The organism is Lancefieldella sp. Marseille-Q7238 (assembly GCF_949152215.1).
Lineage (GTDB): Bacteria > Actinomycetota > Coriobacteriia > Coriobacteriales > Atopobiaceae > Lancefieldella.
This window is the reverse complement of the sequence record NZ_OX424407.1, coordinates 125193-152051: the sequence shown is the minus strand read 5'-3', so window position 1 is coordinate 152051 and position 26859 is coordinate 125193. Positions and strand designations below refer to the sequence as shown.

Annotated in this window: 27 protein-coding genes; 1 reads left to right on the top strand and 26 read right to left on the bottom strand. The window is 53.2% G+C overall.

The genetic code is table 11. From position 1 onward, the window contains the following. Positions 1–25: 25 nt before the first annotated feature. The 13 genes from QM016_RS00655 to lepA form a co-directional block, all read right to left on the bottom strand. A complete protein-coding gene (locus QM016_RS00655; RefSeq protein ID WP_282709787.1) occupies positions 26–2239 on the bottom strand; it encodes a polyribonucleotide nucleotidyltransferase in 2214 nt (737 codons plus the stop codon). Between the two features lie 90 nt (positions 2240–2329). Further along, positions 2330–2608, bottom strand: coding sequence for a 30S ribosomal protein S15 (gene rpsO / locus QM016_RS00650; RefSeq protein ID WP_003148251.1), 279 nt, complete (start codon positions 2606–2608; stop codon positions 2330–2332). Between the two features lie 124 nt (positions 2609–2732). Continuing rightward, positions 2733–3482, bottom strand: a complete 750-nt coding sequence (recO, locus tag QM016_RS00645) for a DNA repair protein RecO (protein WP_016477061.1) — start codon at positions 3480–3482, stop codon at positions 2733–2735. Between the two features lie 3 nt (positions 3483–3485). Further along, positions 3486–4409: a GTPase Era gene (gene era / locus QM016_RS00640; protein WP_282709786.1), complete on the bottom strand. Its 924-nt coding sequence runs from the start codon at positions 4407–4409 to the stop codon at positions 3486–3488. Positions 4410–4421: 12 nt separating this feature from the next. Continuing rightward, positions 4422–4799 (bottom strand): diacylglycerol kinase family protein, encoded by a 378-nt coding sequence (locus QM016_RS00635; RefSeq protein WP_016477063.1) that lies wholly within the window; start codon positions 4797–4799, stop codon positions 4422–4424. Then, positions 4796–5305, bottom strand: a complete 510-nt coding sequence (ybeY, locus tag QM016_RS00630) for an rRNA maturation RNase YbeY (protein ID WP_282709784.1) — start codon at positions 5303–5305, stop codon at positions 4796–4798. The genes QM016_RS00635 and ybeY overlap by 4 nt, the downstream gene beginning before the upstream one ends. 3 nt (positions 5306–5308) lie before the next feature. After that, on the bottom strand, positions 5309–6283 hold the full coding sequence (locus QM016_RS00625; protein ID WP_016477065.1) for a PhoH family protein: 975 nt from the start codon (positions 6281–6283) through the stop codon (positions 5309–5311). Between the two features lie 9 nt (positions 6284–6292). Next, the gene (locus QM016_RS00620; protein WP_282709783.1) at positions 6293–7564 is read right to left on the bottom strand and encodes a MiaB/RimO family radical SAM methylthiotransferase; all 1272 of its coding nucleotides are present in this window, start codon (positions 7562–7564) and stop codon (positions 6293–6295) included. Between the two features lies 1 nt (position 7565). After that, positions 7566–8747: a molecular chaperone DnaJ gene (gene dnaJ, locus QM016_RS00615; protein ID WP_282709782.1), complete on the bottom strand. Its 1182-nt coding sequence runs from the start codon at positions 8745–8747 to the stop codon at positions 7566–7568. Positions 8748–8867: 120 nt separating this feature from the next. Further along, positions 8868–9965 carry a DnaJ domain-containing protein gene (locus QM016_RS00610; protein WP_016477068.1) on the bottom strand — a complete coding sequence of 366 codons (1098 nt, stop codon included), beginning with the start codon at positions 9963–9965 and terminating at the stop codon, positions 8868–8870. A gap of 71 nt (positions 9966–10036) precedes the next feature. Then, entirely contained in the window at positions 10037–11275 is a 1239-nt protein-coding gene (gene hemW / locus QM016_RS00605) for a radical SAM family heme chaperone HemW (protein WP_016477069.1), read from the bottom strand. After that, complete coding sequence (locus tag QM016_RS00600) at positions 11262–12347, bottom strand: tRNA-dihydrouridine synthase (RefSeq protein ID WP_282709781.1); 1086 nt, start codon at positions 12345–12347, stop codon at positions 11262–11264. The genes hemW and QM016_RS00600 overlap by 14 nt, the downstream gene beginning before the upstream one ends. Positions 12348–12351: 4 nt before the next feature. Then, positions 12352–14163: a translation elongation factor 4 gene (gene lepA, locus QM016_RS00595; RefSeq protein WP_282709780.1), complete on the bottom strand. Its 1812-nt coding sequence runs from the start codon at positions 14161–14163 to the stop codon at positions 12352–12354. Positions 14164–14270: 107 nt separating this feature from the next. Between lepA and rpsT the strand changes: the two genes are divergently transcribed. Then, on the top strand, positions 14271–14534 hold the full coding sequence (gene rpsT, locus QM016_RS00590) for a 30S ribosomal protein S20 (protein WP_016477072.1): 264 nt from the start codon (positions 14271–14273) through the stop codon (positions 14532–14534). 19 nt (positions 14535–14553) lie between these two features. Here the strand turns inward: rpsT and holA are convergent, their stop codons facing one another. The 13 genes from holA to pyrR all read right to left on the bottom strand — a co-directional run bounded on the left by holA (position 14554) and on the right by pyrR (position 26850). After that, positions 14554–15540, bottom strand: coding sequence for a DNA polymerase III subunit delta (gene holA, locus QM016_RS00585; protein ID WP_016477073.1), 987 nt, complete (start codon positions 15538–15540; stop codon positions 14554–14556). Positions 15541–15582: 42 nt separating this feature from the next. After that, positions 15583–17967, bottom strand: a complete 2385-nt coding sequence (locus QM016_RS00580) for a DNA internalization-related competence protein ComEC/Rec2 (protein WP_282709779.1) — start codon at positions 17965–17967, stop codon at positions 15583–15585. Next, positions 17951–18700 (bottom strand): helix-hairpin-helix domain-containing protein, encoded by a 750-nt coding sequence (locus QM016_RS00575; protein WP_282709778.1) that lies wholly within the window; start codon positions 18698–18700, stop codon positions 17951–17953. The genes QM016_RS00580 and QM016_RS00575 overlap by 17 nt, the downstream gene beginning before the upstream one ends. A gap of 229 nt (positions 18701–18929) precedes the next feature. Next, entirely contained in the window at positions 18930–20171 is a 1242-nt protein-coding gene (thiI, locus tag QM016_RS00570; RefSeq protein ID WP_016477076.1) for a tRNA uracil 4-sulfurtransferase ThiI, read from the bottom strand. A gap of 3 nt (positions 20172–20174) precedes the next feature. Next, positions 20175–20459: a DNA-directed RNA polymerase subunit omega gene (locus QM016_RS00565; RefSeq protein WP_016477077.1), complete on the bottom strand. Its 285-nt coding sequence runs from the start codon at positions 20457–20459 to the stop codon at positions 20175–20177. Further along, positions 20440–21039 (bottom strand): guanylate kinase, encoded by a 600-nt coding sequence (gene gmk, locus QM016_RS00560; protein WP_016477078.1) that lies wholly within the window; start codon positions 21037–21039, stop codon positions 20440–20442. Before gmk ends, QM016_RS00565 begins: the two co-directional genes overlap by 20 nt. Next, entirely contained in the window at positions 21040–21348 is a 309-nt protein-coding gene (gene mihF, locus QM016_RS00555; protein WP_016477079.1) for an integration host factor, actinobacterial type, read from the bottom strand. 257 nt (positions 21349–21605) lie between these two features. Next, the gene (gene pyrF, locus QM016_RS00550; RefSeq protein ID WP_016477080.1) at positions 21606–22340 is read right to left on the bottom strand and encodes an orotidine-5'-phosphate decarboxylase; all 735 of its coding nucleotides are present in this window, start codon (positions 22338–22340) and stop codon (positions 21606–21608) included. Next, entirely contained in the window at positions 22334–23260 is a 927-nt protein-coding gene (locus QM016_RS00545; protein WP_282709776.1) for a dihydroorotate dehydrogenase, read from the bottom strand. Before QM016_RS00545 ends, pyrF begins: the two co-directional genes overlap by 7 nt. Continuing rightward, positions 23254–24048, bottom strand: coding sequence for a dihydroorotate dehydrogenase electron transfer subunit (locus QM016_RS00540; RefSeq protein WP_282709775.1), 795 nt, complete (start codon positions 24046–24048; stop codon positions 23254–23256). Before QM016_RS00540 ends, QM016_RS00545 begins: the two co-directional genes overlap by 7 nt. Further along, entirely contained in the window at positions 24045–25355 is a 1311-nt protein-coding gene (locus tag QM016_RS00535) for a dihydroorotase (protein ID WP_282709774.1), read from the bottom strand. The genes QM016_RS00540 and QM016_RS00535 overlap by 4 nt, the downstream gene beginning before the upstream one ends. Next, entirely contained in the window at positions 25339–26274 is a 936-nt protein-coding gene (locus QM016_RS00530; protein WP_016477084.1) for an aspartate carbamoyltransferase catalytic subunit, read from the bottom strand. Before QM016_RS00530 ends, QM016_RS00535 begins: the two co-directional genes overlap by 17 nt. Then, positions 26275–26850, bottom strand: a complete 576-nt coding sequence (pyrR, locus tag QM016_RS00525) for a bifunctional pyr operon transcriptional regulator/uracil phosphoribosyltransferase PyrR (RefSeq protein WP_016477085.1) — start codon at positions 26848–26850, stop codon at positions 26275–26277. Positions 26851–26859: the final 9 nt, after the last annotated feature.

The following is a 26859-nucleotide window of genomic DNA, read 5'->3' as shown; positions in this document are numbered from 1 at the left end:
AGTCACAAAACTGCGCCAGGTATCCTTAGGCGTCATGGTGGCGACGCGGCTGGCGGTGCTCGCCGCCGTTATCGCCAGGACGACGTGTTTCCCGACGCGGACGGCGCTCACCATGCTCTTCATGTTTTTTACCGGACGAAGCGGGAGCCTCAGGTTTGTCAAGGCGATCGAGGGAAATCTTGCCCTTCTCATCAACCTCAAGAACGCGAACTTTGACCTCATCGCCAATGGAGAGAACATCTTCGATTTTCTCGACGCGCCCTTGCGCAACACGAGAGATATGCAACAGGCCGTCCTTACCGGGAAGAAGCTCAATAAAGGCACCGAAAGGCTGAATGCCCACGACACGGCCGGCATACTCCTCGCCTACTTCAGGAACCTTGACGATGGCCTTGATACGCTCTGCAGCCGCCTCGGCAGCACCAAGCGTGCCGGCGATAAAGACAGAGCCGTCCTCCTGAATATCAACGGTCGCGCCGGTGTCCTCCTGGATACCACGGATAACCTTGCCACCGGAACCGATGACGTCACGAATCTTATCAGTGGGAATGGAAAGCGAGAGAATCTGTGGAGCGGTTTCTTTAGTTCCTTCGCGAGGCGCCGGAATCTGCTCAAGCATTTTTTCAAGAATGAACATACGTCCCTCATGAGCCTGCATCAGGGCCTGACGCAAAATCTCAGGAGTAAGACCGGTTGCCTTATTGTCCATCTGCATCGCCGTGATGCCCTTGACGGTACCGGTAACCTTAAAGTCCATATCACCGAGGAAGTCCTCGAGACCCTGGATATCTGTCAGGACGACCGTCTTGCCATTCTCCTGAATAAGACCCATGGCGACACCGGAAACAGGACGTGTAAGCGGCACGCCCGCATCCATAAGCGCAAGCGTTGAGCCGCAGGTGGAGGCCATAGAAGACGATCCGTTTGATTCCATAACCTCAGAAACTACGCGGATAGCATAGGGGAACTCGTCTTCGGAAGGGATAACAGGAAGCAGCGCACGCTCCGCCAGGGCGCCATGGCCAATCTCGCGGCGCTTGGGGCTGCCCATACGGCCAGTTTCCCCGGTGCAGAAGGGCGGGAAGTTATAGTGGTGGATATAGCGCTTACCGTCAACGGGTTCAATGGTGTCAAGGCGCTGCCACTCATTGAGCATGCCCAAGGTACAAACGGAAAGCACCTGTGTCTGACCGCGCTGGAACAGGCCAGAGCCGTGCACCAGCGGCAGATAATCGGGCTTAACCATAAGGGGACGTATCTCGTCTGCCGCACGGCCGTCTACGCGCTCACCGGTCTCGACAACCATAACGCGCATGGCGTGCTTCTCCAGACCCTTAAGCTCAACGGCAATGGCGCGACTCCACGCCTCCTGCTCTTCTTCCGTAAACTCAGCTTTAATGGCCTCCATCAAATCGGCCACTTTGGTCATGCGAGATTGCTTGTCAGCGTCCTTCAAAGCCGCGCTCATCTCGTCATAGTGAGCAAAAATGCGCTCATGTACTTCGCTGATGGGCTCATCCAGGACATACGAGCGCTTCTCGATAGGACCGTTGACCTCTTCCCATTTTGCGAAGAATTTCTTCTGCTCCTCGCAGAACGCCGCAATCGCCTCTTGACCGAAGGCCATAGCGGAGAGCATATCCTCCTCGGAAATCTCATGAGCGCCAGCCTCAAGCATTGAGATAAACGTCGCGGAACCGGCAAGCTCCAAATCCAAATCGGAATGATCGCGCTCGCTATAGGTCGGGTTTACCAAGAACTCCCCGGTCTCGGGATTGCGTCCAATGCGAACGCATGCAAGCGGTCCTTCATATGGAACGCCACCGATATGCAGCGCAGCGGAGGCGCCCATAACGGAGATGGTGTCAACGGCGTTAATCTGATCCGCTACCAGCGAAGTGGCGACAATCTGAACCTCATTGCGAAAGCCCTCAGGAAAGGAGGGACGCAAAGGACGGTCAATCATACGAGCGGTAAGGGTAGCCTTCTCGCTCGGTCGAGCTTCACGCTTGAGGTAACCTCCCGGAATGCGTCCCACGGCGTACATTTTTTCAATGAAATCAACCGTCAGCGGAAAGAAATCATAATCTTTGCGCTCTTTTGAAACGACAGCTGTTAGAAGGACGGTAGAGTCTCCGCATTTTACAATGCAGGCTCCTGTCGCTTGCTTCGCAAGTTCGCCAGCCTCAAGCGCGTAGTGCTTACCGTAGAGGTCAAACTCGTGCGTTACTTTTGTCATGTATATTCCTCTTCTATCTCCGCCTGCCCCATTGCAGACGGGCTCGCAAACATAGAGGGCGCCCCGCGGGCGCCCTCTGCATAACCTTATTTACTGGATGTTGTCGCGGATGCCCAGACTCTTGATAAGCTCACGATATTCCTCGATGTCATTCTTCTTGATGTAAGAAAGAAGACGACGACGCTTACCAACAAGCATCAGAAGACCGCGACGGGTGTGAAAGTCCTTTTGATGGGATTTCATGTGCTCGGTGAGCTCGCGGATACGCTCAGTCAGCAACGCAACCTGCACCGGAGCGGAACCGGAGTCCTTCTCGTCTTTGCCGTACTGCTTGATGAGCTCAGCCTTACGCTCTTTAGAAACTGCCATGATGAAACCGCCTTTCGCGTGAATTCGCCTCACACTGGGACAGCCGCCGGCAGTGACGGTCTGCTAAGAGTGAGGTACCAACCTGTAAAAGTCTACCAAAAGAAGGGAGCTTTTCGTCCGAGAATCACACACTCAGCATAAATTCAAACGCTCGCAGGCGCGCGTCAAGATGCGTTGCTGCCCACATATGCGCTGTGCTCAGCAGAAAAAACGCTGTCTCTGCGTCAATTTCTACCTCAACAAGCTGGTCAAACGTCAATGAAATAAGAGACGAAAGCCATGCAAGCTGCGAGGGAGTTACCGCTTCAGCTCCTTCGACTTCATGAGCGCACGACGCACAAAGTGCGCCCCCTGCTCGCGGCGAGAAGAACGTTGGCGCCTCATCTCCACAGGCGATGCATGAGCCAAGCTCAGGCCTCCAGCCCCCATGCGCAAGCACCTTAAAAACGTACGCCGCGACAATCAAATCAAGATGCGCGTCATCTGAGGCTTCTTCGACCGCTGAAAGCGCTCGGGAAAGAATCGGGAATAAAAACGTATCTTCATACCCTTCGGCGCACGTCAGGCGTGCGATTTCGCACAGTACTGACGCGGCTGACACGCGCGACAGATCTCCCCTGATAGCCTCATGCGCGTCGATAAGCGATGCCTCGGAAATCACCGCCAGAGAACGTCCTTCGGCCACAAGAGCGTCAAGTTCGGAAAAAAGCTCAGTCCGCGCTGCAAAGCGGCCGCCGGGCTTCCGCGCGCCCTTGGCGACAGCCTGTATTTTTTCTCCACCGAAGGACAGAAGCGTCAGGATAAGATCCTGTTCGCCAAGCTTTGTCCTGTCCAACACAAGGGCTTGTATGCGATGTGTGCGTCTGCCGGGCACGTTTTAGTCCTCAGAAGCATAGCCGAGGCGGCGTATCTCATTGGCGTCCCGGCGCCATTGGGGCTGTACGCGAACGTGCAAGTCAAGGTAGATTGAGCAGCCGAAGAGCTTTTCAAGGTCTTTGCGAGCCTGAATCCCAACCTTTTTTATCATCGATCCCTTATTGCCAACCACAATTCCCTTTTGACTCTCACGTTCAACGAGAATCGTAGCTGAAATGGAAGCGTGGTCATCGGTTAAAAACTCCAACTTGTCGCATACGACCCCAACAGAGTGAGGAACCTCCTGGCGCAGATTGCACAAGAGTTTTTCTCGGACAAATTCCGCCACAAGATCCTCATCCGAGGCATCAACGTCCATATCATTTGGAAACCATTGAGGTCCCTCGGGAAGATGCTCTGACACGAGCTGTATGAAGGCCTTGACATTAAAATCCTCCACGGCGGAAAGCACCAGCACGTCATTAAAGCGGGCAAGTTGTTGTGCGGCTTCAATTTGCGCCGTTATCTGTTCGGCTACGGCGATATCGGCTTTTGTGATAAGCAAGATCTTATAGGGCGCCTTGGCTTTGTCGACGTAGTGCGCAACCCATTCATCACCTCGACCGACCGGTTTGGTAGCGTCGATTAAAAACGCGATGGCATCGGCATCATTCAGCTCTGCGAGAGCTGTTTTGTTGAGTTCTTTTCCAAGAGCGTCCTTGGGCTTGTGAAGGCCAGGAGTATCGATAAGAACCAACTGAGAGTCATCACTGTTGACAATGGCCCGCAGGCGCCGCCGCGTTGTTTGCGCCACGGGACTCGTAATGGCGATTTTCTCATTCAGGCAGGCATTTACGAGCGTCGATTTTCCAACGCTCGGACGGCCAACAAGAGCCACGAAACCGCTGTGAAACGAAGTTGAAGATGGTATAGCACTATTGGACACAAAATCCTCCTGTTACAGATGAAAGAGAGCGCGAGCAAAAACAAGGATTCCTATAAGGGCGGCAATTCCGCTGATAAACCATGAGGCGGCGGCGGCAATATCTTTTGCCCTGCCCGCCAGAGGATGAAACTCGGGAGAAACAAGGTCAACGACGGTCTCGATAGCGGTGTTGAGCAGTTCTGCCGAAATCACGCTGCCGATACAGCCAATAACGAGTATCCAGCCAATGATATCCAGGCCCACAATAAGACTGACAACCAAAACTAATCCTGCAATAGCAAGCATGCGCTTCAGATTTGCCTCTTGCCTGACAGCGTTTCGAAAGCCCTGCACGGCAAAGAGAAGGCTCCTTCGGTAATTGGGATGTTTTCCTCTTGAGCCTGGAATCATTCGTCTGTCCCCTCACGATGGCGTGTCAAGGTCACGGGGGTAAAAGGTCGATCCGTTACAATCAGCGCGACAAGCTCGTCTTCGCGAGCTTCCATAACTTCCGCTTGCGCATCTTCAAGATGATCGTAGCCGAGCAGATGAAGCATGGCGTGAACAAGCATCAGGCGAAATTCATCTGCGGGTGTCGTGTGGAAGTCAGTCGCCTGACGGCTGATATAGCAGGGCGCCAATACAATGTCTCCCAGCTCGCAAGGCTCACCCGGCATCAAATCAGGATCGTCAGGACGCTCCGTTTCCAGGGAGATTACATCGGTGATTGCGTCTTTTTGTCTCCAGGTACGGTTTATCGCACGTATCTCGTCATCGCGTACCACAGAGATAGACACCATGCAGGGACGACTGATACCTTCCTGCTCAAGGACAAGATTGCAATCGGCGATTATCTCATCTTGTGAGATAGGTACCTCAACACCCTCTGAAATAGAAATGTCGTAGTCATGGGACATGGCTTACCGTGCTCCCTTACCTTGCTGCCGGTCCTTCTCGCTGCGCTCGTACGCTTCAACAATTTTAGCAACAAGGGCGTGGCGTACAATATCTTCTCGGCCCAAATCAATAAACGCGATGTCATCAAGGCCATGAAGCACCCGGCGCGCCACATCGAGCCCACTTTCCCCGAGAAGATCGCGCTGCGAGGTATCTCCCGTTATGACAAACTTTGACGAGAAGCCCAAACGAGTCAGAAACATCTTCATCTGTTCAGGCGTGGTATTTTGAGCCTCGTCCAAAATAACGAAGGCGTCGTTCATGGTACGTCCGCGCATGAAAGCAAGCGGTGCGATTTCAATAATACCCTGTTCAATAAGGGAGTTTGCGTGTTCTCTATCAACCATATCAAAGAGCGCGTCATACAGAGGCCGCACATACGGATCGAGCTTTTCTTCAAGCGTGCCCGGCAAGAAACCCAGGGACTCCCCCGCCTCAACTACCGGACGTACCAGCACAATGCGGCTGACATCTTTACGTTTGAGCGACGCGATAGCCATCGCCATAGCAAGGTACGTCTTGCCAGTACCAGCAGGACCGAGGCCAAAGGTAACAGTATGCTCAGAAATAGCATCGATATAACGCTTTTGTCCAGCGGTTTTTGGTCTGATAGAGCGGCTTCCTTTGGTGAGCACAATGTCGTTTGAAAGCGAGACAATCGGGGCGGTTGCTGCGCTCTCTTCGTAATCAAGCAGCATATCGACATCGGAAAGCGTTGGAGCACTTCCTGCTTCCACCATCGTAATAAGACGAGAAAAAACCAATACAGCGCGTTCGGCGTCAGACGCGGGACCTGAGATGGTAACAGAAGAGCCACGTACGGAGATGAGCGTATCGAGCGCTTCTTCAATACGGCGCAAAAGCACGTCCGAGGGACCCATCAGCGCGGTGGGATCGACCGAGTCAGGAATAGTCAGGCGAATCTGTGTTGGCTCCATACTCCTCCGTTATACAGAAACAAGCGATGCCTTAAGTGTAGCGTCCTTTGAAACAGATTCAAAACGTACGGAAATGAGTGAATCAACAGGAACGCCAGGATCAAGTGATACGTCAAATAAACCTCCGGAAACCGCTTTGCCAGGCGTCTGAACGACAACGCTGTCCGTTGTTCCCACCAGCCCGCGCGCGCTTTGATAGCGCATCTGAAACGCAAGCTCACGCATGGTATGCGCCCGCGCAGCCATCACCTGTGGCGATACCTGTCCAAGCGCTTGCGCGGCAGGCGTTCCGGGACGTTTGGAGTAGCGAAACACATGCATCTTTGAGAAATTCATTTCTTCGCAAAAGGCGCGGGAGATTTCAAATTCTTCTTCGGTCTCACCGGGGAATCCGACAATCAAATCGGTGCCAAGCGACACATGAGGAATCTTTTCTCGCACCGCTTCAACCGCAAAACGATACAGCTCGGTTTGGTACATACGACCCATCCGGCGAAGCGTTTCGTCGCAGCCGGACTGAAGACACAGGTGCAAAAAGGGAGCCACGCGCCCGTTTGACGAGGCCATAACCGCAAGAAGCTCTTCGTCTACATCGGGAGGCTCAAGCGAAGAAATGCGCACCCGACCGATGGTAGTAGTTTGAAGTATCAAATCGAGAAGTTCAGGCAGCCGGACGGTCTTTTCGCCAAGCGCTACGCGATAGCTTCCCAAATTGATGCCGGTCAGAACAACTTCCTGGGCGCCATGGCTCTGAGCTGCTCTAATCTGTTTAATAACCTCGTCCGGTGCAAGCGAGCGAGCAGGACCACGCGCTTTCCATACAATGCAGAAGGTACAGCGGTTGTCACAGCCATCCTGTATCTTTATGCCCGGACGCGTGCGCCCTGTCGGAGTCGCCTTACGCAGCAGGTATCCCTCATCACTCACGCCTTCAAGTGCGCAGCCGAGCTCCTGCATGACCACTTCAGCAACGCGATCCTTTTGGACCTCTACCACAACATTGGGTGCAAGTGAGGCGAGCTCATCGGCAAACAGGTTGGCAACACAACCGGTGGCAACTACCAGCGGCGCCTGAGGCAGCGACGCCGCATGCCGAACCGCTTTTCTGGTCTTGGCTTCCGCTTCCGCTGTCACGGCGCAGGTATTGATAATAATGGCTGAGGCGTCCTCTTGGTCGACAATCGAGCAGCCCATCCGTATGAGTTCATCAGCCATAAGGTCAAGCTCAACGCGATTGACGCGACATCCCAAATTGAGTAAGGCGATTCTCTTGTTCGCCATACTACTTCCTTGTCTTTTTACGAGGTCTGGGACGCTTAGCTTTTGGTTCAGCGGAAGCCTTGTTCGTTGCCGCAGATGGAGCGTCCGATGAATTGAGCGAACGTTCAGCGACGATGGCGGCTAGATCAAGGAGCTGCGTACGATTCAAATCAACGGGAGTTTGTATCTGAATCATGGCAATAAAATTCCCACGCGCGATACTGTTCATGCGCGGCATACCGCGGTTTTCAACAACAATCTGCTGACCGTATTGACAGCCTGCGGGAATGTTAATCTCAATGCTCTCATCCTGCAAAATACCCGCAACGCTCACGGACGTCCCAATGATGGCCTGCAGAGCGTCGATAGTAACCGCTCGGTAGAGATCATCACCGCGACGCTCAAAATGTTCATGAGCCGCAACTTCAACGGTCACAATAAGGTCTCCCGCAACGTCTCCGCGAACACCAGCCTCGCCTTTGCCCTTCATAACGAGCGATTGGCCGGAATGTATACCAGCGGGAATATCGATTGTCAGGCGTTCGTGCTCAGGAGTACGCCCTTCTCCGGCGCAGGTTTCACACGGCGCAGTAATTTTTTTGCCCGTGCCACCACACTCAGGACAGACGGTTTGGGTCTGCATCTGACCAAAAACGGTTTTTTGAACCTGCATCACCGCTCCTGTACCATGACAGCGCGTACAGGTTTCTACTCGTCCGCCTTCACCAACGCCAGTGCCGTCGCAATCCTCACACGGCGAGAGTCTGTCATAGGCAATGGTCTTATGCGTGCCGGCAGCAGCCTCTTCAAGCGTAACGGAAAGATGAATTGCCATATCGGAGCCGCGAGTTCGAGCCGCCGCGCCACCGCGTCCGCTGCGCCCACCAAAGAACGAGTCAAAGATATCGCTGAAACCGCCAAAGCCTCCGCCGAAAATATCGGACATATCGACATACCCCGACGACGCGCCAAAACCAGCAGGGCCGCTCGCGTCTCCGTATCTGTCGTAGTTGGAGCGTTTCGTTTCATCGGAGAGAACCGAATACGCCTCATTCACTTCTTTGAAAAGGTCTTCAGCATGAGGGTCATCAGACACGTCCGGATGCAGTTTGCGCGCCTTTTTCAGAAATGCCCTCTTAATCGTGCGCTGGTCGGCATCTCTCTCAACTTCCAGCACCTCATAATAATCTCGCTTTGGTTTCACGCTTTACGTCTCCCATTACTTAAAACTCTGAACCGTCTCACGCCGAGCAAAAGGCTCTTTTCCACACGGCTTTCTCTTTACACGACTTTCTCGCCCTGTCCTTCTCGCTGCAAGACTTGTCTACCAGCGCCCAAGACTTGCAGTGCAGGAAAAGAACATGTAGGCCATGAGCGCCCATATGATGCCCGTAGCAGCTCCGTTGATTGCGGCGTTGCCAAGATTTCTCCACCAGCGCGGCGAGCGTTTAACGCCGTCGATAATGATATTGCGAACGCCGAAAACAGCGAGCATGATAACGATAATAGCGCCGATGAGTGAAGCTCCTGTTGCGATGTCAACCGCAAAAAACGGAAGAGCCATGCCAATAGCGCGCGCTCCCATAGATTGACGCAGGGTAACCTGTTCCTCAGGAATGCGGACCCTGACCACAAAATCGCCTGTTTTTGAGCCGTTGGTACCCGCATTTCCCTTGTTTTCAAGGCGAATCTCGTCCCCATCGTGGGCATGCGCCGGAATATCAACTACGATCTCGCTCGCGGAGAGCACGCGACCTGTTCCGCTGCACGCATCGCAGGGGTCAGCCACCACATGTCCGGTACCTTCGCACTCAGGGCACTCCATCTCAACGGTTCCAAAGCCAAAAATACCCGACAGGTCAACGTGAATGTGACCAGTGCCGCCACAGGTGGGACACGTTGAAGACGCTTCGCTATGGTGCACTGAGCCATAGCCATGACAAACCTCACAGGCGGCAAAGCGCTGATAGGTAATTCCTTTACGCACTCCTTTTTGAGCCTGCTCAGGCGTAAGTGTAACGTCATACTCAATGTCAGCGCCGGTCTGAGGCTTGTACGCACGCGAACGGCGTGAATTTCCTGAACGCCACGATGAAAAGTTGACGCCTCCAAAAGGAAAACCCCAGCCAAACGGATCTTGACTATATGTGCCCGATCCCGCGGGCGAGCCTGAAGGACCATAACCTCCCGCAAAGGGGCTGCCTGAGCGCATCGCATCGTAACGACGGCGTTTATCAGCATCGGAAAGCACGGCATACGCCTCGGAGACCTCTTTGAAACGCACTTCGGCATCGGGCTCCTTGTTGACATCGGGATGCAGCTTTCGCGCCTTTACCTGGAAAGCCTTCCGGATCTCCTCAGTGGTCGCGGTCTCCGAGACCTCAAGAATGGCGTAGTAGTCCTTCTCGTTCATTGATGCCATGCATTGTCTCCAACCATATGATCGAATCGTCGCGAATCAAATCTCGCAAATTGTACCCAGAAACGGCTCCCTTAATGCAGATCCCACAGACGACCGTAGAGCTCGTTGCCCATAAGCCATCCCATCTCTGTCGGCGCCAGACGTTTTGCATCGTTTTGCGCGAGAAGCTCATCGCGCACGCAGCTCTCAAGCGTCTCGTCCACACACGCCACCCCAAGCGTTTCACGCGCATGCTGGACGAGCGCCTCCGAAAGCCCCTCTGAAAGACGGGCGCCCAACATGAGGTCTTCAGCAACAGCCTCTCGCGCGCTCAAAAACTCCACGTCAAAAGCGGTGTCGGCAAGCGTCTTGCCGGCAGCTATCGTACGGCGGTCATCTTGCACTGTCAGACGGACGCGAGCAGCATTGCGCGGAGCTGCGGGAAGTTGTCTTTGTAGTGAGCGCAGCTTCGCGTATCCTTCAGACGTCAGCATTGAAGCAGCATGGGTTCCCAGCCCCAAATACGGAAGAGCTGTCCAGTACGCGATATTATGAAGGCATGCGGCATTGTTTCGCGCGTAGCTCGCTACTTCATAGCGAGCATATCTGGCACCTTCAAGGATCTTCTTGGCCTCCTGCATACGCTCAGCCTGTATCTCCTGATCGTTCCATGCGGCTCCCGTGCGGCGTGCGCGGCGTGCAAGAGGCGTGCCTTCTTCAATCGTCAGTGGATAGATGCTCACATGATCTGCACCAAGCTGCAAAAAGGTCAAAAGCGTGTGGCGCCATGTGCGCTCCGTTTGCCCTTCTAAGGCGCACATGAAATCGCATGAAACGTCAAAATCCAAGGCAAGCGCGGCTTCCACACGCTCAAAGGCTTCCTGAGCCGTATGGATACGACCAAGCAAGGCAAGCTCGCGGTCCTCAAAGCTCTGAACACCAATAGAGAGGCGCGTTGCTCCGGCCTCGTGTAAGGACGCAAGCACACCGTCGGTAAGCGAATCGGGATTTGCCTCGCAGGACAACTCACGCACCGGCGCGCTCATCCGTATATGTGACACCAGGCGGCCAAGGGCTTTCCCGAGAAGCGTTGGAGTGCCGCCACCGATATAGGCGCTTTGGCAATCCTCAAGCAGGCCCAACTCCTGCGTCTCTTGTATCTGAGACTCAATTGACGCTTGATAGTGCTCCATGAGCGCATCATAAGACGCTGTTTGCCACGAAGCAAAATCGCAGTAGGCGCACTTCTGCGCGCAGAACGGGATATGCACATAGAGCGCCCTGACGCCACTCATATGCAGACGCTCCGACCAGCTGCTATCTTCCAGCATACTTCTCATGCTCCGGATTAATCTCATGTGTCACGCAAAAGAAAAGCTCGTCGGCAAGATGTATAAAATCAGACGCGCTCTCGCATCGCACCGACCGCCCGCGCCAATAGGCGGCATGAGGCATGCCTCGAAAATACCAGGCAGACAGGCTTCGCGCACGAGCGATATGGATATGAGCCGCGTCCAAAAGGCGCACGTGCAGTTTGAAGGCGGAAAGGCGCTGAAAGAGCGTTGGCTGAGGTATAGCCTTGCCCTCAAGAAGCGTTGTGCTTTGCGAGAAAATCCACGGATTTCCGTAGGTACCGCGCGCAACCATCACCGCGCTCACGCCCGTTTCTGTAAGCGCGCATGCGACATCTTGAGCGCTCATAAGGTCTCCTGAGCCGATGACCGGAATTGACACCGCGTCCACAACACGGCTCACACAGCCCCAATCAGCCGTACCCCGATAGAGCTGCGAGGCAAAGCGTCCGTGAACGGTTATAGCCGCCGCCCCCGCCGCCTCCATAGCGCGAGCGAACTCAGGCGCCTGTTCCTCGCCTTGCAGACGTCCTCGGCGTATCTTGACCGTAACCGGCACGTTTGTCTCTGACAGACAGGCTCTCACGAGTTCAGCCGCCTGTTTTGGGCTGTCGAGAAGAGCTGACCCCTCCCCTTTTTTGACAACCTTCGGTACGGGACACGCCATATTGATATCAATAAGAGCGAGCTTTGAGCCAAGACGCTCAGTTATCTGAGCAGTCGCCTCACGAAATTGTTCGGGCTTTGAGCCAAACACCTGAACCGCAATATCCGGTTCCGGCACGAGCGGATAGACAAGTTCCCAGGTCTTCTCGCCACCAAAGTGAATGCCTGCCACAGAAACCATCTCACTGTAGGCAAGAGCCGCGCCTCCCGCGCGTGCGAGAAGTCGGTACGCTCCGTCACTCACGCCTGCCATGGGCGCCATGAGAACGGGATTGCGCGCCAAGCGCTCACGCAAATTTACTCCTTGGGCAAAGGGCGCAAGATGAGAGGTAAGACCTGCCGAAGTGGCCTCTTGTTTGAGAATTTCAGCTACGTCTGCGCTCACAAAATCACTCATCATCAACGTTCAAAACAGCGAGGAAGGCCTCCTGGGGAACTTCGACCGAACCAATCTGTTTCATGCGCTTCTTCCCCTCTTTTTGTTTTTCCAGCAGCTTGCGCTTACGGGAAATGTCGCCGCCGTAGCACTTTGCCAACACGTCTTTGCGGCGGGCACGAACGGTAGAGCGGGAAATAATCTTATTGCCAATCGCGCCTTGAATGGGTACTTCAAAGAGTTGCTGCGGAATGATGCCCTTTAAGCGGTCGCACAGACCACGCGCAAGACCATATGCCTTGTCTTTGTGCACAATAAACGACAGGGCGTCTACAATGTCGCCCGCAAGTAAAATGTCCAACTTCACCAAATCAGACGGACGGTAATCGTCAAATTCATAATCAAGCGAAGCGTAGCCTTTGGTACGGCTCTTCAACTGATCAAAGAAGTCGAGGATGAGCTCGGCCAAGGGGATTGAAAAATGCATCTCAACCGATTTGTCGGTTAAATACACCATATCGTTTGAAACGCCACGGTGATCAATGATCAGCTGCATGACCGCGCCTACATACTCCGGAGGTACAATAATTTTCGCCTTGAGATACGGTTCTTCGATGCGATCGATACGCGTCACATCAGGAAGATCTTGGGGGCTGGTCATCTCAAGCATCGTGCCGTCAGTCTTGTATACGTGATAGTCAACGGAAGGACTTGTCGCAATAAGATCAAGGTCGAACTCGCGTTCAAGACGCTCCTTGACCACTTCCATATGCAAAAGACCCAGAAATCCCACACGAAAGCCAAAGCCAAGCGCCACTGACGTCTCAGGAGTCCAGGTCAGTGAAGGATCGTTCACGCGCAGCTTATCAAGGGCATCGCGGAGATTTTCGTATTGCTTGTTGTCAATGGGAAAAAGTCCCGTAAATACCATAGGCTTCGCTTCTCGATATCCCGGCAGGGGCTTCTCGCACGGAACATCACGATACGTCAAGGTATCTCCGACATGCACGGCACCGGGATCCTTCAAACCGGTAACCACATAGCCTACCTCGCCGACAGAAAGCGTTTCAAAAGCCACCTCAAGCGGACGCTTGGCGCCTACCTCCTCAACAAGAAACGCTATATTGGCCTGCATCATCATAAGCTGATCGCCGGCCTTGATAGAACCGTCAAAAACGCGAACCGTTGCCACTACGCCTCTGAACTGGTCAAAATAAGAGTCCAAAATCAAAGCTTTGAGCGGAGCTTTCTCGTCCCCTTTTGGCGGAGAGACAAGATAGACAATCGCCTCGAGAAGATCGTGGATACCCTCGCCGGTTTTTCCTGAAACGCAGACCGCATCATCGGCCGAAATAGCAAGGCTGTCTTCAATCTCCTCTTTTACCTCGTCAGGATGGGCTGAGGGCAAATCTATCTTGTTGATGGCAGGAACGATATCCAGATCAGCATTCATGGCAAGCATGGCGTTTGAGACCGTTTGCGCCTCGACGCCCTGCGTGGCGTCAACTACAAGCACCGCGCCCTCGCACGCAGCGAGAGATCGAGAGACCTCATAGGTAAAGTCAACGTGTCCCGGCGTATCAATCAGATTGAACTGGTAGCGCTCACCATCGTCCGCGTCGTACATAACGCGAACGGCATTCGACTTAATGGTAATGCCGCGTTCCCGCTCAATGTCCATAGTGTCAAGCAGCTGGGAGTCCATGTCACGTTCTTCAACGGTATGAGTAAGCTCCAAGATGCGATCGCTGATGGTCGATTTACCGTGGTCAATGTGCGCAACAATGGAAAAGTTGCGGATATGTGAAGTATCGTATGTATTCATAGAGAAAATAATAGCTCATACCGGGGGCATCGTGCTATACTTTCAAAGCTGTCCTCATCGTGTCTCAGCGTAGAGGCCTCACATCGTACATTCGAAAGGAACCACACGTGGCTAACATCAAGTCTCAGAAGAAGCGCATTCTCACCGCTGAGAAGGCACGTCAGCGTAACAAGGCTGTCCGCTCCGAGCTCAAGACCGTCATTAAGCATGTTCGCGTTGCCGTTGAAGCCGGCGATAAAGACGCCGCTCAGCTTGCAGCTAACAAGGCAGGTCGTCTTCTTGACAAGGCTGCCTCCAAGGGCATCATCCACAAGAACCAGGCGGCCAAGCGCAAGAGCGGTGTTCAGAAACTCGTCAATACGCTTTCATAAAGTGCACAGCACGCCGCACTCATTGCACTGTCAAGGCGGACTCTTCGGAGTTCGCCTTTTTCTTACACATCTGCATAATCAGCTTCAGCATAACGGTCTTCTCGTCACCACCGCTTTTTAATTCCCGCTCGCAATAGGCGCAGGTGGCGAGAAGCCCCTCAAGCTCACCGGGCTTAAAAGCAGAAGCCCACGCGGTGTAGCTTCGAACTTGCCAATACTGTTTTTTTAATTCTGCGGCAAGACACGCCGTCTCTCCCCGGCTGCTCAATGATGAAGCGCAAATAAGCTCTCGTACACGCGTTGTAATGAGCGTTAAAAGACCCAGCGGGCTCTTATCGGGCAGCATCTCATACAACTCAAGTGAGCGCGGTAAATTCCGAGATGAGAGGCTGTCCAAGAATGTCCAAGGCTTTACCTCAGCGGTACGAACAACATGCTGTTCCACAAAAGAAACTGTTACCATCTGACCATTGCCGAGCGCGGCAAGCGTTTTGAGCTGCGCGTCTAGCATAACCGTTGAATCTCCCACTCGATTGATTAGTTCTTGAGCGGCAGAATCATCAATCGAAAACCCGTGGCTTTTTGCGAGATTTTGAACGTATAAAGAAAGCTCAGACGATTTCATAGAAGCGCACTCAACGATTGCCTTCTTGTCAATTTTTGCTATCGCCTTATACAACCTAGTAGTTTTCGCAAGTGTTTGCGCGGTCAGCAAAAGCGTTGTAGCGGGATTTGGATTATCAAGATAGCGTACCAACGCGTCAGAGGCAATCTTGGGAAGCTTGTCAGCCTCTCTTACGATCACAACGCGAAAACTATCTCCTAAAGGCATCGTCTGAAGGGCAGAAACAAGAGCCTCGGGCGTAGTGTCAGTGCCGGAAAATTCATCGAGGTTAAACGTGGCAAAAGACTCATCAAGACGTCCCTTCAATCGTGCAATCGTCTTGTTCCTCTTGAGCTCATTGGGGCCAACTGCCAGATACGCCGGAAGAAGACCTTGTGCCATACCCTACCTCCCTAGACCTGCTTGCCTCTCTACTTTACACGCTTACCGATGTTTGTGCTGCGTGCGCACGCGCGGGCCGTCGCGTCCAGGCTCAACCGTCACATCTCCGTCATCCTTTGTGCAATAAAAGGCTGAACCGCTCTCCTCAAGTGTAGCTACGCATTGCGGTTTGGGATGGCCAAACTTGTTGTTTTTTCCAGCGCTTGCAACAGCCACCTCAGGCTTTAAGACATGTACTTGCGCAGAAGTAATCGAGCGAGTAGAACCGTGATGTCCTACTTTGAGAAAATCGATGTCGCCAACGTCTCCCCTCCGCAGCGCTTCTCCTGTCCTGTCTTCTTCGGCATCGCCGGTAAAAAGCGCGTTCAGCGAATTGCCGGCGCTGTCATGATACGATGCGAGCATTTCAATCGAATCGGTGTTTTCATTTCCCGTTACCTCACCAACAGGAGATATCACATTCATATGGAACCGACCTACCGAGAGCTTCTCTTTGTATACGACTTCTCGTGAGGCCTTACCCGTCAGCTGCATAATCGCCGTTTTCAGCCATTTCTGTTCATGCGCGTTGACGCCGTGCGCGACAATAACTTCTTCGCAAGGTATCTGACCAACTAAATCATCAACGCCGCCTACATGGTCCATATCAAGATGAGTCAAAAGTACCGAATCAATATGAAAAACATGCTGCCGCTGCAGCGCGTCAAGCACCGCTTCATCAGGGCTTGTATCAATGAGCATCGATGAAGCGCCATCTGTCACCAAAATGGCGTCGCCCTGTCCGATGTCCATCACGCAAATGCGCACAGGCGCGAAATAGCGCCATCTCACAAAATAACACGCGCAGCTCAGCACTACACACACCGTACCCACAAGAATCACACGCGGGCGAATAGACGGCCACCATACCAACACCAATGCCGATACAATACAAGACACAGCCCAAAGAAGGCTTGACGGCGCCTCAACTGCTACACTTGCGACAGGAATATGTGCAAGAGCCTGCACGATGAAATAGAACGCCGCTCCTATAATGTCGATACAACCAAGCACGACCGCGCATACACCGGGGATTTTCATGGTGGCGCATACAAGAAACCCCAAGACGACCAACGCACTGAAAAAACTTACGGCAAGCGCGTTTGCAAGAGGAGCAATGAGGGAAAATTGTCCGAACACCGCTATAGAGACAGGAAGGGTCACAAGTTGCGCGGTCAGAGAAGCGGCTATGGTATCGCCTTCTATTTTGAGCAGTGTATTACAGGCCTTGCGAAAACCCGCAGGCCCCGAAGGCAACGGTAAACGCGGCGTTACCAAGCGGACTCCATAGCGAATATACGAACCGTAAAGCATGAGTCCAAAGACGCTGCAAAGCGAGAGTAAAAATGAAACCGATTCGCAGGTTTGAGGATGCAATAACACCATCACCAGTGCGATGACACAGCTGGACGTCAAAGAATTTTTTCTTCTCCCCACAGCTTCTGATCCACATGAGGCAACAACTAAGAGCCATGCGCGAAGAGCTGAAACGGGAAGCCCGCAAAGCACGACAAAACACCCTGTTGCGCACAGCTTCACGGCATTTCTCGCTAAAGGGCGCATGAAAAGCCTTTTCAATATCAGCTCGAGCAGCAAGGCGAGAAGCGCCAAATGAGATCCGGAGACTGATACCAAATGTGAGAGGCCACAATACATAAACGGCCTTTGCAGCTTGAGTTCTCGATAAGCCTCTCTATAGCCGCATACGCATCCCGCAACAAGAGCCCTCCCCGCTGATTGCGCAGGCTCAAGCGTCTTCAGAATCTCTTTTCGCAGGCGATAAATTTCTCCCCTCACACCCTTTGACTCAAACGCCTTCACTACCTTTACCACACGCACCGAACCCGCAATCCCCTGCAGCCAGCTCTTCCTGCCCGCTTCTCCCTCTTTGTAGGAACGATAGCGGCCAATGCACTGTATATGGGTACCCACATCATATTCACGCCCCGTCAGCAGTAAAACAGAGCCTTGAAGCTGTCCGTCTTGATACACGTCTGCCGTGCCCTTCCATGACGACTCCCCTTTTTGCATATCGCTTGTAAGGACATACTCATAGCGAGAAGGAGCGGTGCGCGTAAATGACTCATCAGAGTGAAGCAGTCCTTGATACGCTATGTACGCAGCAAAAGATGACGCGAGAATACTCGCAACTATCATGGCTACCACAACAACTGAGCCGTGCCGAACAAAACAAATGACACCCAGACAAGCTCCTCCCAGACATACCAAGCCGATACCAAGCAAAGCCTGATGAGAGCATCCCTGTTCCAAAAGCAGACGAGCGCTCACCATGACGGCAATAAGAACATACAGCAGTGAAGGAACCGCTGGACGCTGAGGTTTCACGACCTTACGCTGCGATTTTGCAAATTTAAGACACGCAGACATAGTCTTTTATTCGCTCAAATTTTTTCTCGCCAATCCCTGAGACCCTCATGAGATCTTCCGGCGTGCTAAAGGGACCGTTTTTAAGACGGTCTTTGACAATCGTTTGCGCCATCGACTCCCCAATCCCAGGAAGGCTCATGAGTTCCTTTTCATCAGCCGTATTGAGGTTGACAAGAGAAAGCTCAGCATTTGCCTCAGAGCTTGTGCCCGAAGCGCCCGAGGGAGATGATTGACCAAAAGCCTGCTTTTCTCCTTTTGCGGGAACGTGGAACTTCTCGCCATCTTTGATGAGAGCAGCAAGGTTCAGCTCTGATATGTCCGCTTCATCGGTAGGACCTCCCGCAGCCTCAAGAGCATCGTTGAGGCGAGGTGGAGCTTGAGACAGGGTATAGATGCCTGGCGCCGACACAGCGCCATCAACATATACCACTACAGATGAAGCCTTTTTCTTACGCTCGGTCTCGCTTGACTCAGACGACTGAGAGGACAGCTGAGAAGAGGCTTCTGTGTTCGTTTGAGCTGCGTCTTCGCTGCGGGCATCCGTCTGCGCTTTTTCGCTTGGCTGTCGAGGAATTACTGACCCATGGGTCACCTGAGAAAATGCAGCTACTCCCAAAAGCGCCGCCGTAAGTACCCCAAAAAGCCCTATAAGGACTTTTTTGCTTCCGGTAAAACCATATCGTCTCTTAAGCATCGACCACGATGTTTTTGCGGCAGATGGTTTTTGCGCCATAGTCATCACCTCTCCTTCTATCGTGAAGGCACAAGGCGATAGCGCCAACTCAAAATCGCATATATGATCTGCCGCTCTGACGGCTTGCTGACTGATATATGACGAGAAACCGCAAAATGCCAGAACAAACTCGTCCTATTACACAGAGTTTCTCTGTGTAATAACAGATTATCTTGCCTGTCGCCGATACAAAACTACCTCTCACCGAAAGCAGTAAGAGGTAGTGCACTCAGAAACAAAACGATGCGGCGGCAAGATCTGTATGGAACGCCTTAAGCTCGCGAGGCGGTTTATAGGAGGGGCACTGTTTGAAATCCTGATACTCTACATGCGCCACCAAATCATCGATCATTGCCTGATGGTCGAAAGAATCCCAGGCTTTTAGAACTTCACGCAGGCGGGCATGAGTCTCAGGGCGCCGAGGCATAAAGAGCGTGCAGCAATCATCTGCAGCCTGAGCGGAAATATCAAAGGTCCCAATTGCTTGCGCACGTCTGATAATCTCCTGCTTATCGGAACCTATAAGAGGACGAAGAACAGGAATGGAGACAGCCTCGTTAACCGCAGCGATATTATCAAGCGTCTGTGAAGCCACCTGGCCGAGCGACTCACCTGTTACCAGCGCTTTTGCGCCTTCAAGCTGAGCAATTCGTTCAGACACCTGATACATGACGCGGCGATACATAATGATACGAAGGCTCTGAGGAACACTCAGAGAGATTTCACGTTGCCGCTCACCAAACGGCACGACATACAGCCGTCCTATTACACCCGATGGCTCTAACGCCTCAATGATATCCCGACAGAGATACTCGCTGGTATCCGCTGTCATAGGACGACCTGAAAAGTGTACCGAAACAACCGTAGCGCCGCGGCGACCCACCATCCAGGTAGCAACCGGCGAGTCAATGCCACTTGAAAGAAGCGACACCACTTTGCCCGCAGTTCCTACAGGAAGACCACCCGCGCCGACAATCGAAGCGGCGTATACATAGGTATTGCCCTGGATGACGTGAACAACAACTGTTACGTCAGGCTTGTGCATGGCGACCGTCTTATAAGGAAAGTGTCTGCATAACACAGAACCGACCATACGATTTAAATCAATGGAATGAACGGGATAGTCGGTAGCGGAGCGGCGCGCATGCACCTTGAACGTATCAAACTCTCCCGCCTCAGCAAGGACGTCAACAGAGGCTTTATAAAACTCTTCTTCCTCTAAGCCGCAGCGATAGGCTAAAGAAACGCGGGCTACACCGGGAACTTGAGCGATGGTCTGCTGCAATTCTTTAGTAGCCTGTCGATCTTTCGTCCTTACGATAACATAGCCGGAAATGCGAGAGACCTCCATGACCGGAAAGTCACGAAGGGCTCTTCTCAGATTTTCTACCAGCTGATTTTCAAAGGTTGAGCGATTTTTGCCTTTCAGTCCAATTTCATGATAGTGAACAAGGCATATTCTTTCGGACATACTCTAAACTTCGATGGTATTCTCGCCCTTGATGGCATCATCAAAGGAATCTTTTTCAAAGCTCAAGGTACCGTCGTTGACCTCATCCATCGCAACGGAAATGGAATCCTTGCCGGACACAACCGTTGTAATGTCATCAAAATCCTGGACAGCGATAACGCGCAGGTGCTGGCCATGAAGCATATTATTGATATCGCATGCACGCTTTGAAGCGATAGAGCACAAAAGGAATGGATTGTGCTCAGTCTTTGCAAGCAGCGAATCGATTTCAGGCTTGATTACGGACATCTTTTGTAGACCCTTCATCCGATTCATACATATCAAATACAGCCTCAAGCTTGCGAAGCGCATCGTCAAGGCTGTCATTTACTATACGGACATCATAGCTGTCCGCAAACTCCATCTCACGCTTTGCGTTCGCAAGCCGTGTCTGGATGGTCTTCTCGTCTTCCGTACCACGACCCCGAAGACGAGCTTCAAGCACCTCAAACGAGGGGGGCTCGATAAAAACGAGGACCGCGTCGGGGTTGTTGCGTCGGACCTGCAGGCCACCCTGCACATCAATCTCAAGAACAACCGACAGACCACGCGCGAGAAGACGCTCGACTTCAGAGGTAAGCGTGCCATAACGGTGTCCATGCACCTGAGCCCACTCGTAAAAGCCGCCCTTCCGCACAAGGTCCTCAAACGCCTCTTCGGAAAGAAAATGATACGAAACGCCGTCGCGTTCCCCTTCGCGAGGAGAACGCGTTGTAGCTGAAACCGTCAGGCCCAGGTTTGGCCGCTCTTCACGAAGACGTGAAACGAGCGTGCCTTTGCCAACGCCTGACGGTCCAGAAACAACAAAAAGTTTAGCGGAGCGAGTCACTTACTTGGAAAGCGTCTCAAGAAGCTGCTCGCGCTGACGAGCGCCGAGGCCCTTAACACGGCGGGTTGAGGAAATACCAAGCTCAGCCATGACCTTAGCAGCCTTAGCCTTGCCGTAACCAGGCAAAGACTCAATCAAAGCGGAAACACGCATACGCTCAGCGATAGCGTCATTGGAATCAAGAACTTCCTTGAGTGAAACCTCGCCGTTCTTGACCTTCTCACGAAGCTCCGCGCGAGCGTGACGAGCCTCTGCAGCTTTCTCGAGTGCTGCCTTGCGCTGCTCAGGAGTAAGGTTAGGTAGTGCCATTATTCCTCCAAACATCGGTACTTCATTGGTATAAGTACGCGAACAATATTTCGTGCCGTAGGCACAATCAACGAACTAGTATGCCAAACATCAGCGGTTTTACAAGGGGGTACAGAGCATTTTCCCTTAAAACGTCACTATTTTTGCATATTTGCACGGCAAACTCAATCAGATTTCTTGAAAAAAAGAATAGTCGACCAGCACTTATTTAAAATAGTGAAGAAATGAAGCCATTTATGTAGAAAACTGCACAAAACTCAATTTGCAAGCTCCTCAACAATTTCTTCAAAAATGGCAAGCGGATCGACGGCAGCGGTAATCGGTCGTCCAATGACCAATTTTGACGCGCCGGCATCAAGGGCCGCTGCGGGAGTCGCTACCCGCTGCTGATCGCCTTTCTCACAGCCCAAAGGACGAATGCCTGGTGTAATAATTAAAGCGTCAGGACCAAGAAGTGTACGCATAGAGCTTGCCTCCTGCGGTGAACACACAAGTCCATCGGCACCCGCATCGTAGGAAAGGCGTGCGAGGCGCGCGACTTCATCGGGAACACCTCCCGCAACGCCAATGGAATGCAGGCTTTCTTCATTCATGCTCGTAAGAACTGAAATAGCAACAAGCTTGGTGCGCCTGCTTTCGTCCAAACCCAGCAGTTTTACAGCCTCCTCTGCGCCGGCTCGCCCTTCGGAAATCATCGAGGCACCGCCAAGAGCGTGAATGGACAGGATATCGGCTCCAGACAGTGCCGCAGAACACGCGGCGCCATGAATCTGAAACGGAATATCGTGCACTTTGAGGTCAAGAAAAACATTAAAACCCCGGTTTTTCATCTGTGTAACAATACTTGGCCCGTAGCGATAAAAAAGCGTCATGCCGACCTTGACCCAGGTAGCATGGCCAGCGAGAAGGTCGGTGAGCTCCAGAGCTCTTTCACGGTCACAGTCAAGAGCGACGATAATGGCGTCGCGCGCGCAGGCATCATTTTTTAGCATTCAAACGCTCCAACCAACTCAGCAATGTCAGATACGCCCTGAGACTCAGCCCACTCGGTAAGCTCCGAAAGGATTCGAGGGGCACTCATGGGGTCATACAGGTTCGCAGAGCCTACAGAAACAGCCGTAGCGCCTGCCAGAATGAACTCAGCGGCATCTTCGCCAGTCTCTATGCCGCCTACGCCGCAAAGAGGAATCTGCACCGCCTGCGCGCATTCCCACACCATGCGCACGGCAACGTTATGGCAGAGAGGACCGCTCATGCCGCCCGTAGGCTTAGACAGACGACTACGGCGCGTATGAACATCAATGGACATCCCCGAAAGGGAATTTATGAGCGTAAGACCATCCGCGCCCTCCGCCTCAAGCGCTTTGCCAATCTCGGCAACATTCACGGGAGCCATTTTGACCAGTATGGGAAGGTTTGTAAGGGGCCTGACAGCGCGCATGACCTCAGCGGCCTGCTGAGGTGTGGCTCCAAGAGCTCTTCCCCCTTTTGCCAGGTTCGGACAGCTGACATTGAGCTCGATTCCCGAAATGTGGGGAGCAAGCTCTTCTGTACGCTCAACAACCTCAACCATTTCTTTGACTGAGTGAGCCGCCATCTGCATAATAACGCGCGTTCCGCGTCCCTCAAGCTCGTCCATATACGAACCTGTCCGGTCCACAAAAGCGTCGATGCCGGGATTTGCGAGGCCAACGGAATTCATCATGCCGCTGGTAAGCTCACACATACGAGGGGCGGGGTTTCCATCCCATGGCACGCGAGCAACACCTTTCATGGTGATGGCGCCAAGCTGAGATACATCATAAAACCCTTCAAACTGCCAGCCGTATCCGAAGGTGCCAGCCGCGGTATTGACCGGGTTTTTCATGGCAATGCCGCCAAGGTCAACGGCCATAGCTATAGCGCTCACCATGCCACCTCCCGTGCATCAAAAACAGGTCCGTCCATACAGACAGACGCGTACCCTCCGCGCGCGAGCGCAACGTTGCAGGTATTGCAGGCTCCAAATGCGCAACTCATCATGCGCTCCAGAGAAACCTGGCACGAGACGCTTTGAGTCTCTGCTAAACGTGCAACACCTCGCATCATAGGCTCCGGTCCACAGGTGTATACAACGTCCCACACTCCTTGCGCGAGAAGTTCAGCAAGAGCGTCAGTCACAAAGCCTTTGGTGCCACGCGAGCCGTCATCGGTTGTCTCAAAGACCTGGCCTGCGCCGCAGGCAAGGAGTCGCTTCTTGCCATAGAGACGCTCAGCAGTCTGCGCGCCTATACAGGCGTCAAATTCAATGTTCTTCTCGGCAAGAACCTGTGCCAGCGCTATGAGCGGTGTAATACCCACGCCTCCCGAGACAAGCACAGCTCGCTTTGAGCCGGCATCTACGCGCCAGGGCCTGCCACAGGGAGCTACAAAATCGCTCGTTTCACCGGGCTGCATCTCGGAGAGGCGCCTTGTACCCTCGCCTACCGTTGCATAGATAAGCTCAAGCGTGCCGGCGGCGTTATCAATGCGCGAGAAGGACAGAGGAATACGAAGAATGTGGGTCTTGTCTCCCGGAACGTTGACGTTGACAAACTGACCCGCCTTCAAAGTCCCGGCAAGTCCCGGGACTGAAAGCACTGCCTGGTACGTGTCCTTTGCCACCGGCTCGTTTGAGAGAATCGTGAAGTTAAACAGCTTGGCGTTTCCCCGAAGCGTCATCGGCTTTCCCCTCCGGGAGTGACAACGCCTTCCACAAGCGTGCGATGACCACTCACAAATACGTCGGTAGCAACGCCGCGAAGCTTCTCGCCTATAAAGGCTGAGTTCTTTGATTTGCTCTCAAAATACGCCTCAGTCACTTCAATTTCACGATTGGGGTCGATAAGCGTCAGATCCGCCTTACCGCCCGCTTCAATGCGCACCGGCTCAAGACGAAGAATACGACGCGGATTGACAGCCATACGTTCCACGAGACGCTCCCAGGAAAGTTTTCCGGGCTCTACCATGCGACTCAGCATGAGCGGCAGCGAAGTCTCAAGACCGATGATGCCAAAATAGGCAATCTCCCACTCGGTATCTTTTTCATGTGCGGCGTGCGGGGCGTGGTCGGTCACGATGCAGTCAATTGTGCCGTCGATAACCGCCTCCTGAAGCGCTTGGGCGTCCGAGGCCTTTCTGAGCGGCGGGTTCATCTTCAGGTTGGTGTTATACGTATTGGTAATGTCTTCCTCGTTCAGGAAAAGATGATGAGGACAGACCTCCGCGGTGACCGGCAAGCCCTCCGCCTTCGCCTGGCGCACCAAATCGACTCCGCGAGCTGTAGATATGTGACAAATATGCAAAGCGCATCCCGTCAGGCGGCAAAGTTCAATATCGCGAGAGATCTCAAGCTCTTCGGCAAGCGCGGGCCAGCCAAACATCCCCAGACGGGTGCTGGCTCTGCCTTCATTGATAACGCCGTTGGCGGAAAGAGATTCGATCTCGCAGTGAGCAGCTACCACGCGATCAAATTGAGATACATATTCCATGCAGGTACGCATCATGCCGGCGCTCTGCACGCCATGACCGTCATCGGAAAAAGCGCAAGCGCCCTCCATAACCATATCGCCAATCTCAGCCAAAGCCTCCCCCTTGGATTCTTTGGTAAGAGCGCCGATAGGACGGATGTGCACAAGGCCCGCCTCGCGACCGTGATCGAGCTGATAGCGTATCTCCGCGCCCGTATCCGTGACCGGATTGGTATTCGGCATAGTAGCGACATCGGTAAAGCCTCCGTGGACCGCCGCCCTAGAGCCCGTCTCGATAGTCTCTTTATATTCAAATCCAGGATCGCGGAAATGCACATGCATATCAACAAGACCGGGCACCAAATACTTGCCTGTCGCGTCAATGACGTGCACGTCCTTTGAGGCGGCAAGGTCTTTTCCAACTTTAACGATCTTCTCGCCGTCAACCAAAACGTCCATGACATCGTCAAGATTGAGCTGCGGGTCGATTACATGAGCGGCTTTAAGCAGATAGGCCATCAGATTCTCCTCCAAGCAGTAGGTACATTGCGGCCATACGAGTCAAAACGCCTGCATTGACCTGGTCAAGAATGCGGGCGCGCGCCGAATCGGCGACTTCGGTATTGATTTCCATACCACGGTTCATAGGACCTGGATGGCAGACGATTGCCTCAGGCTTCATGAGGTTTGCCCGGCGCTCGTCAAGGCCGAAGAGGCGGTTGTATTCACGGCGAGAAGGAATAGCAGCTCCTTCCATGCGCTCGAGCTGCACGCGAAGCATATACACGACGTCCATCTCGGGAATGACCTCATCAAGATCGGCGGTCTGCGGGCAGCCGAACCAATCGGGGTCATCCACCTGAAACGTAGGAGGACCTACAAGCGTCACGTCAGCGCCCATAGTTTTAAGCGCGGGAGCAAGAGAGCCCGCCACGCGGCTGTGAGACAGGTCGCCTACGATAGCTACCTTAAGGCCGTCAAGATGACCAAAATTCTCGCGGATGGTATACAAATCAAGCATGGCCTGCGTAGGATGCTGGTGCTTGCCGTCTCCCGCGTTAATAACAATGGCGTCCGTATTTTCCGTAATGCGCTGAGGAGTACCGGCGAGCTTCGCGCGGCAAACAAACATATCTACGTTCATAGCGTCGATTGTCTGGATGGTGTCGGCAAGACTTTCGCCCTTTACTACAGACGAAGTTGAGCCACCCATGTTGAGGCTGTCGGCGGAGAGACGCTTCTCGGCAAGTTCGAATGAGGAGCGAGTACGCGTTGAAGGCTCGAGGAAGAGGTTGACGATAGTCCGCCCACGAAGCGCAGGGACTTTTTTAATGTCGCGGTTGTTGACAGCCTCGAAAGCCTTCGCCGTATCAAGAATCTGAGTGATGTCATCGGCAGTCAGGCTGTTCGTGTCAATCAGGTGCTTTACTGACAGCATTTACTCTGCGCTCCCCTCAATAGCATGTTCATGGCGCGCGTCCCACACGCTCACGCCATTTACCGTATCAATCGGCTCCACCTCAACGCGGACAATCTCCTCATGGGAGGACGGGACGTTTTTCCCCACATAGTCGGCGCGAATAGGAAGCTCACGATGGCCTCGGTCCACGATGACCGCAAGTTGAACAGTCTTAGGACGTCCATAATCCATCAACGCATCAAGAGCGGCGCGAATGGTGCGGCCGGTATAGAGCACGTCATCTACCAGCACGATATCACGGCCGTTTATTTCAAAGGGAATGTTGGTCGCATGAAGCACCGGAGCGATGCTGCGGCGCACGTCATCGCGGTAAAAGCTGATATCCAAAGAACCAATCTGAGGACGTGTACCCTCAATTTTTTGGATCTCGTCTGCAAGGCGCACGGCAATTGTCTCGCCGCGGCGGATAATGCCCACAAGCGCAATGTTTTTCGTACCCTCGTTATGCTCAATAATCTCGTGAGCGATGCGCGTGATGGCGCGCGAGAGGGCCGCATCATCCATGATGACAGCCTTGAGCAACGGTTGCTCCATATACCCTCC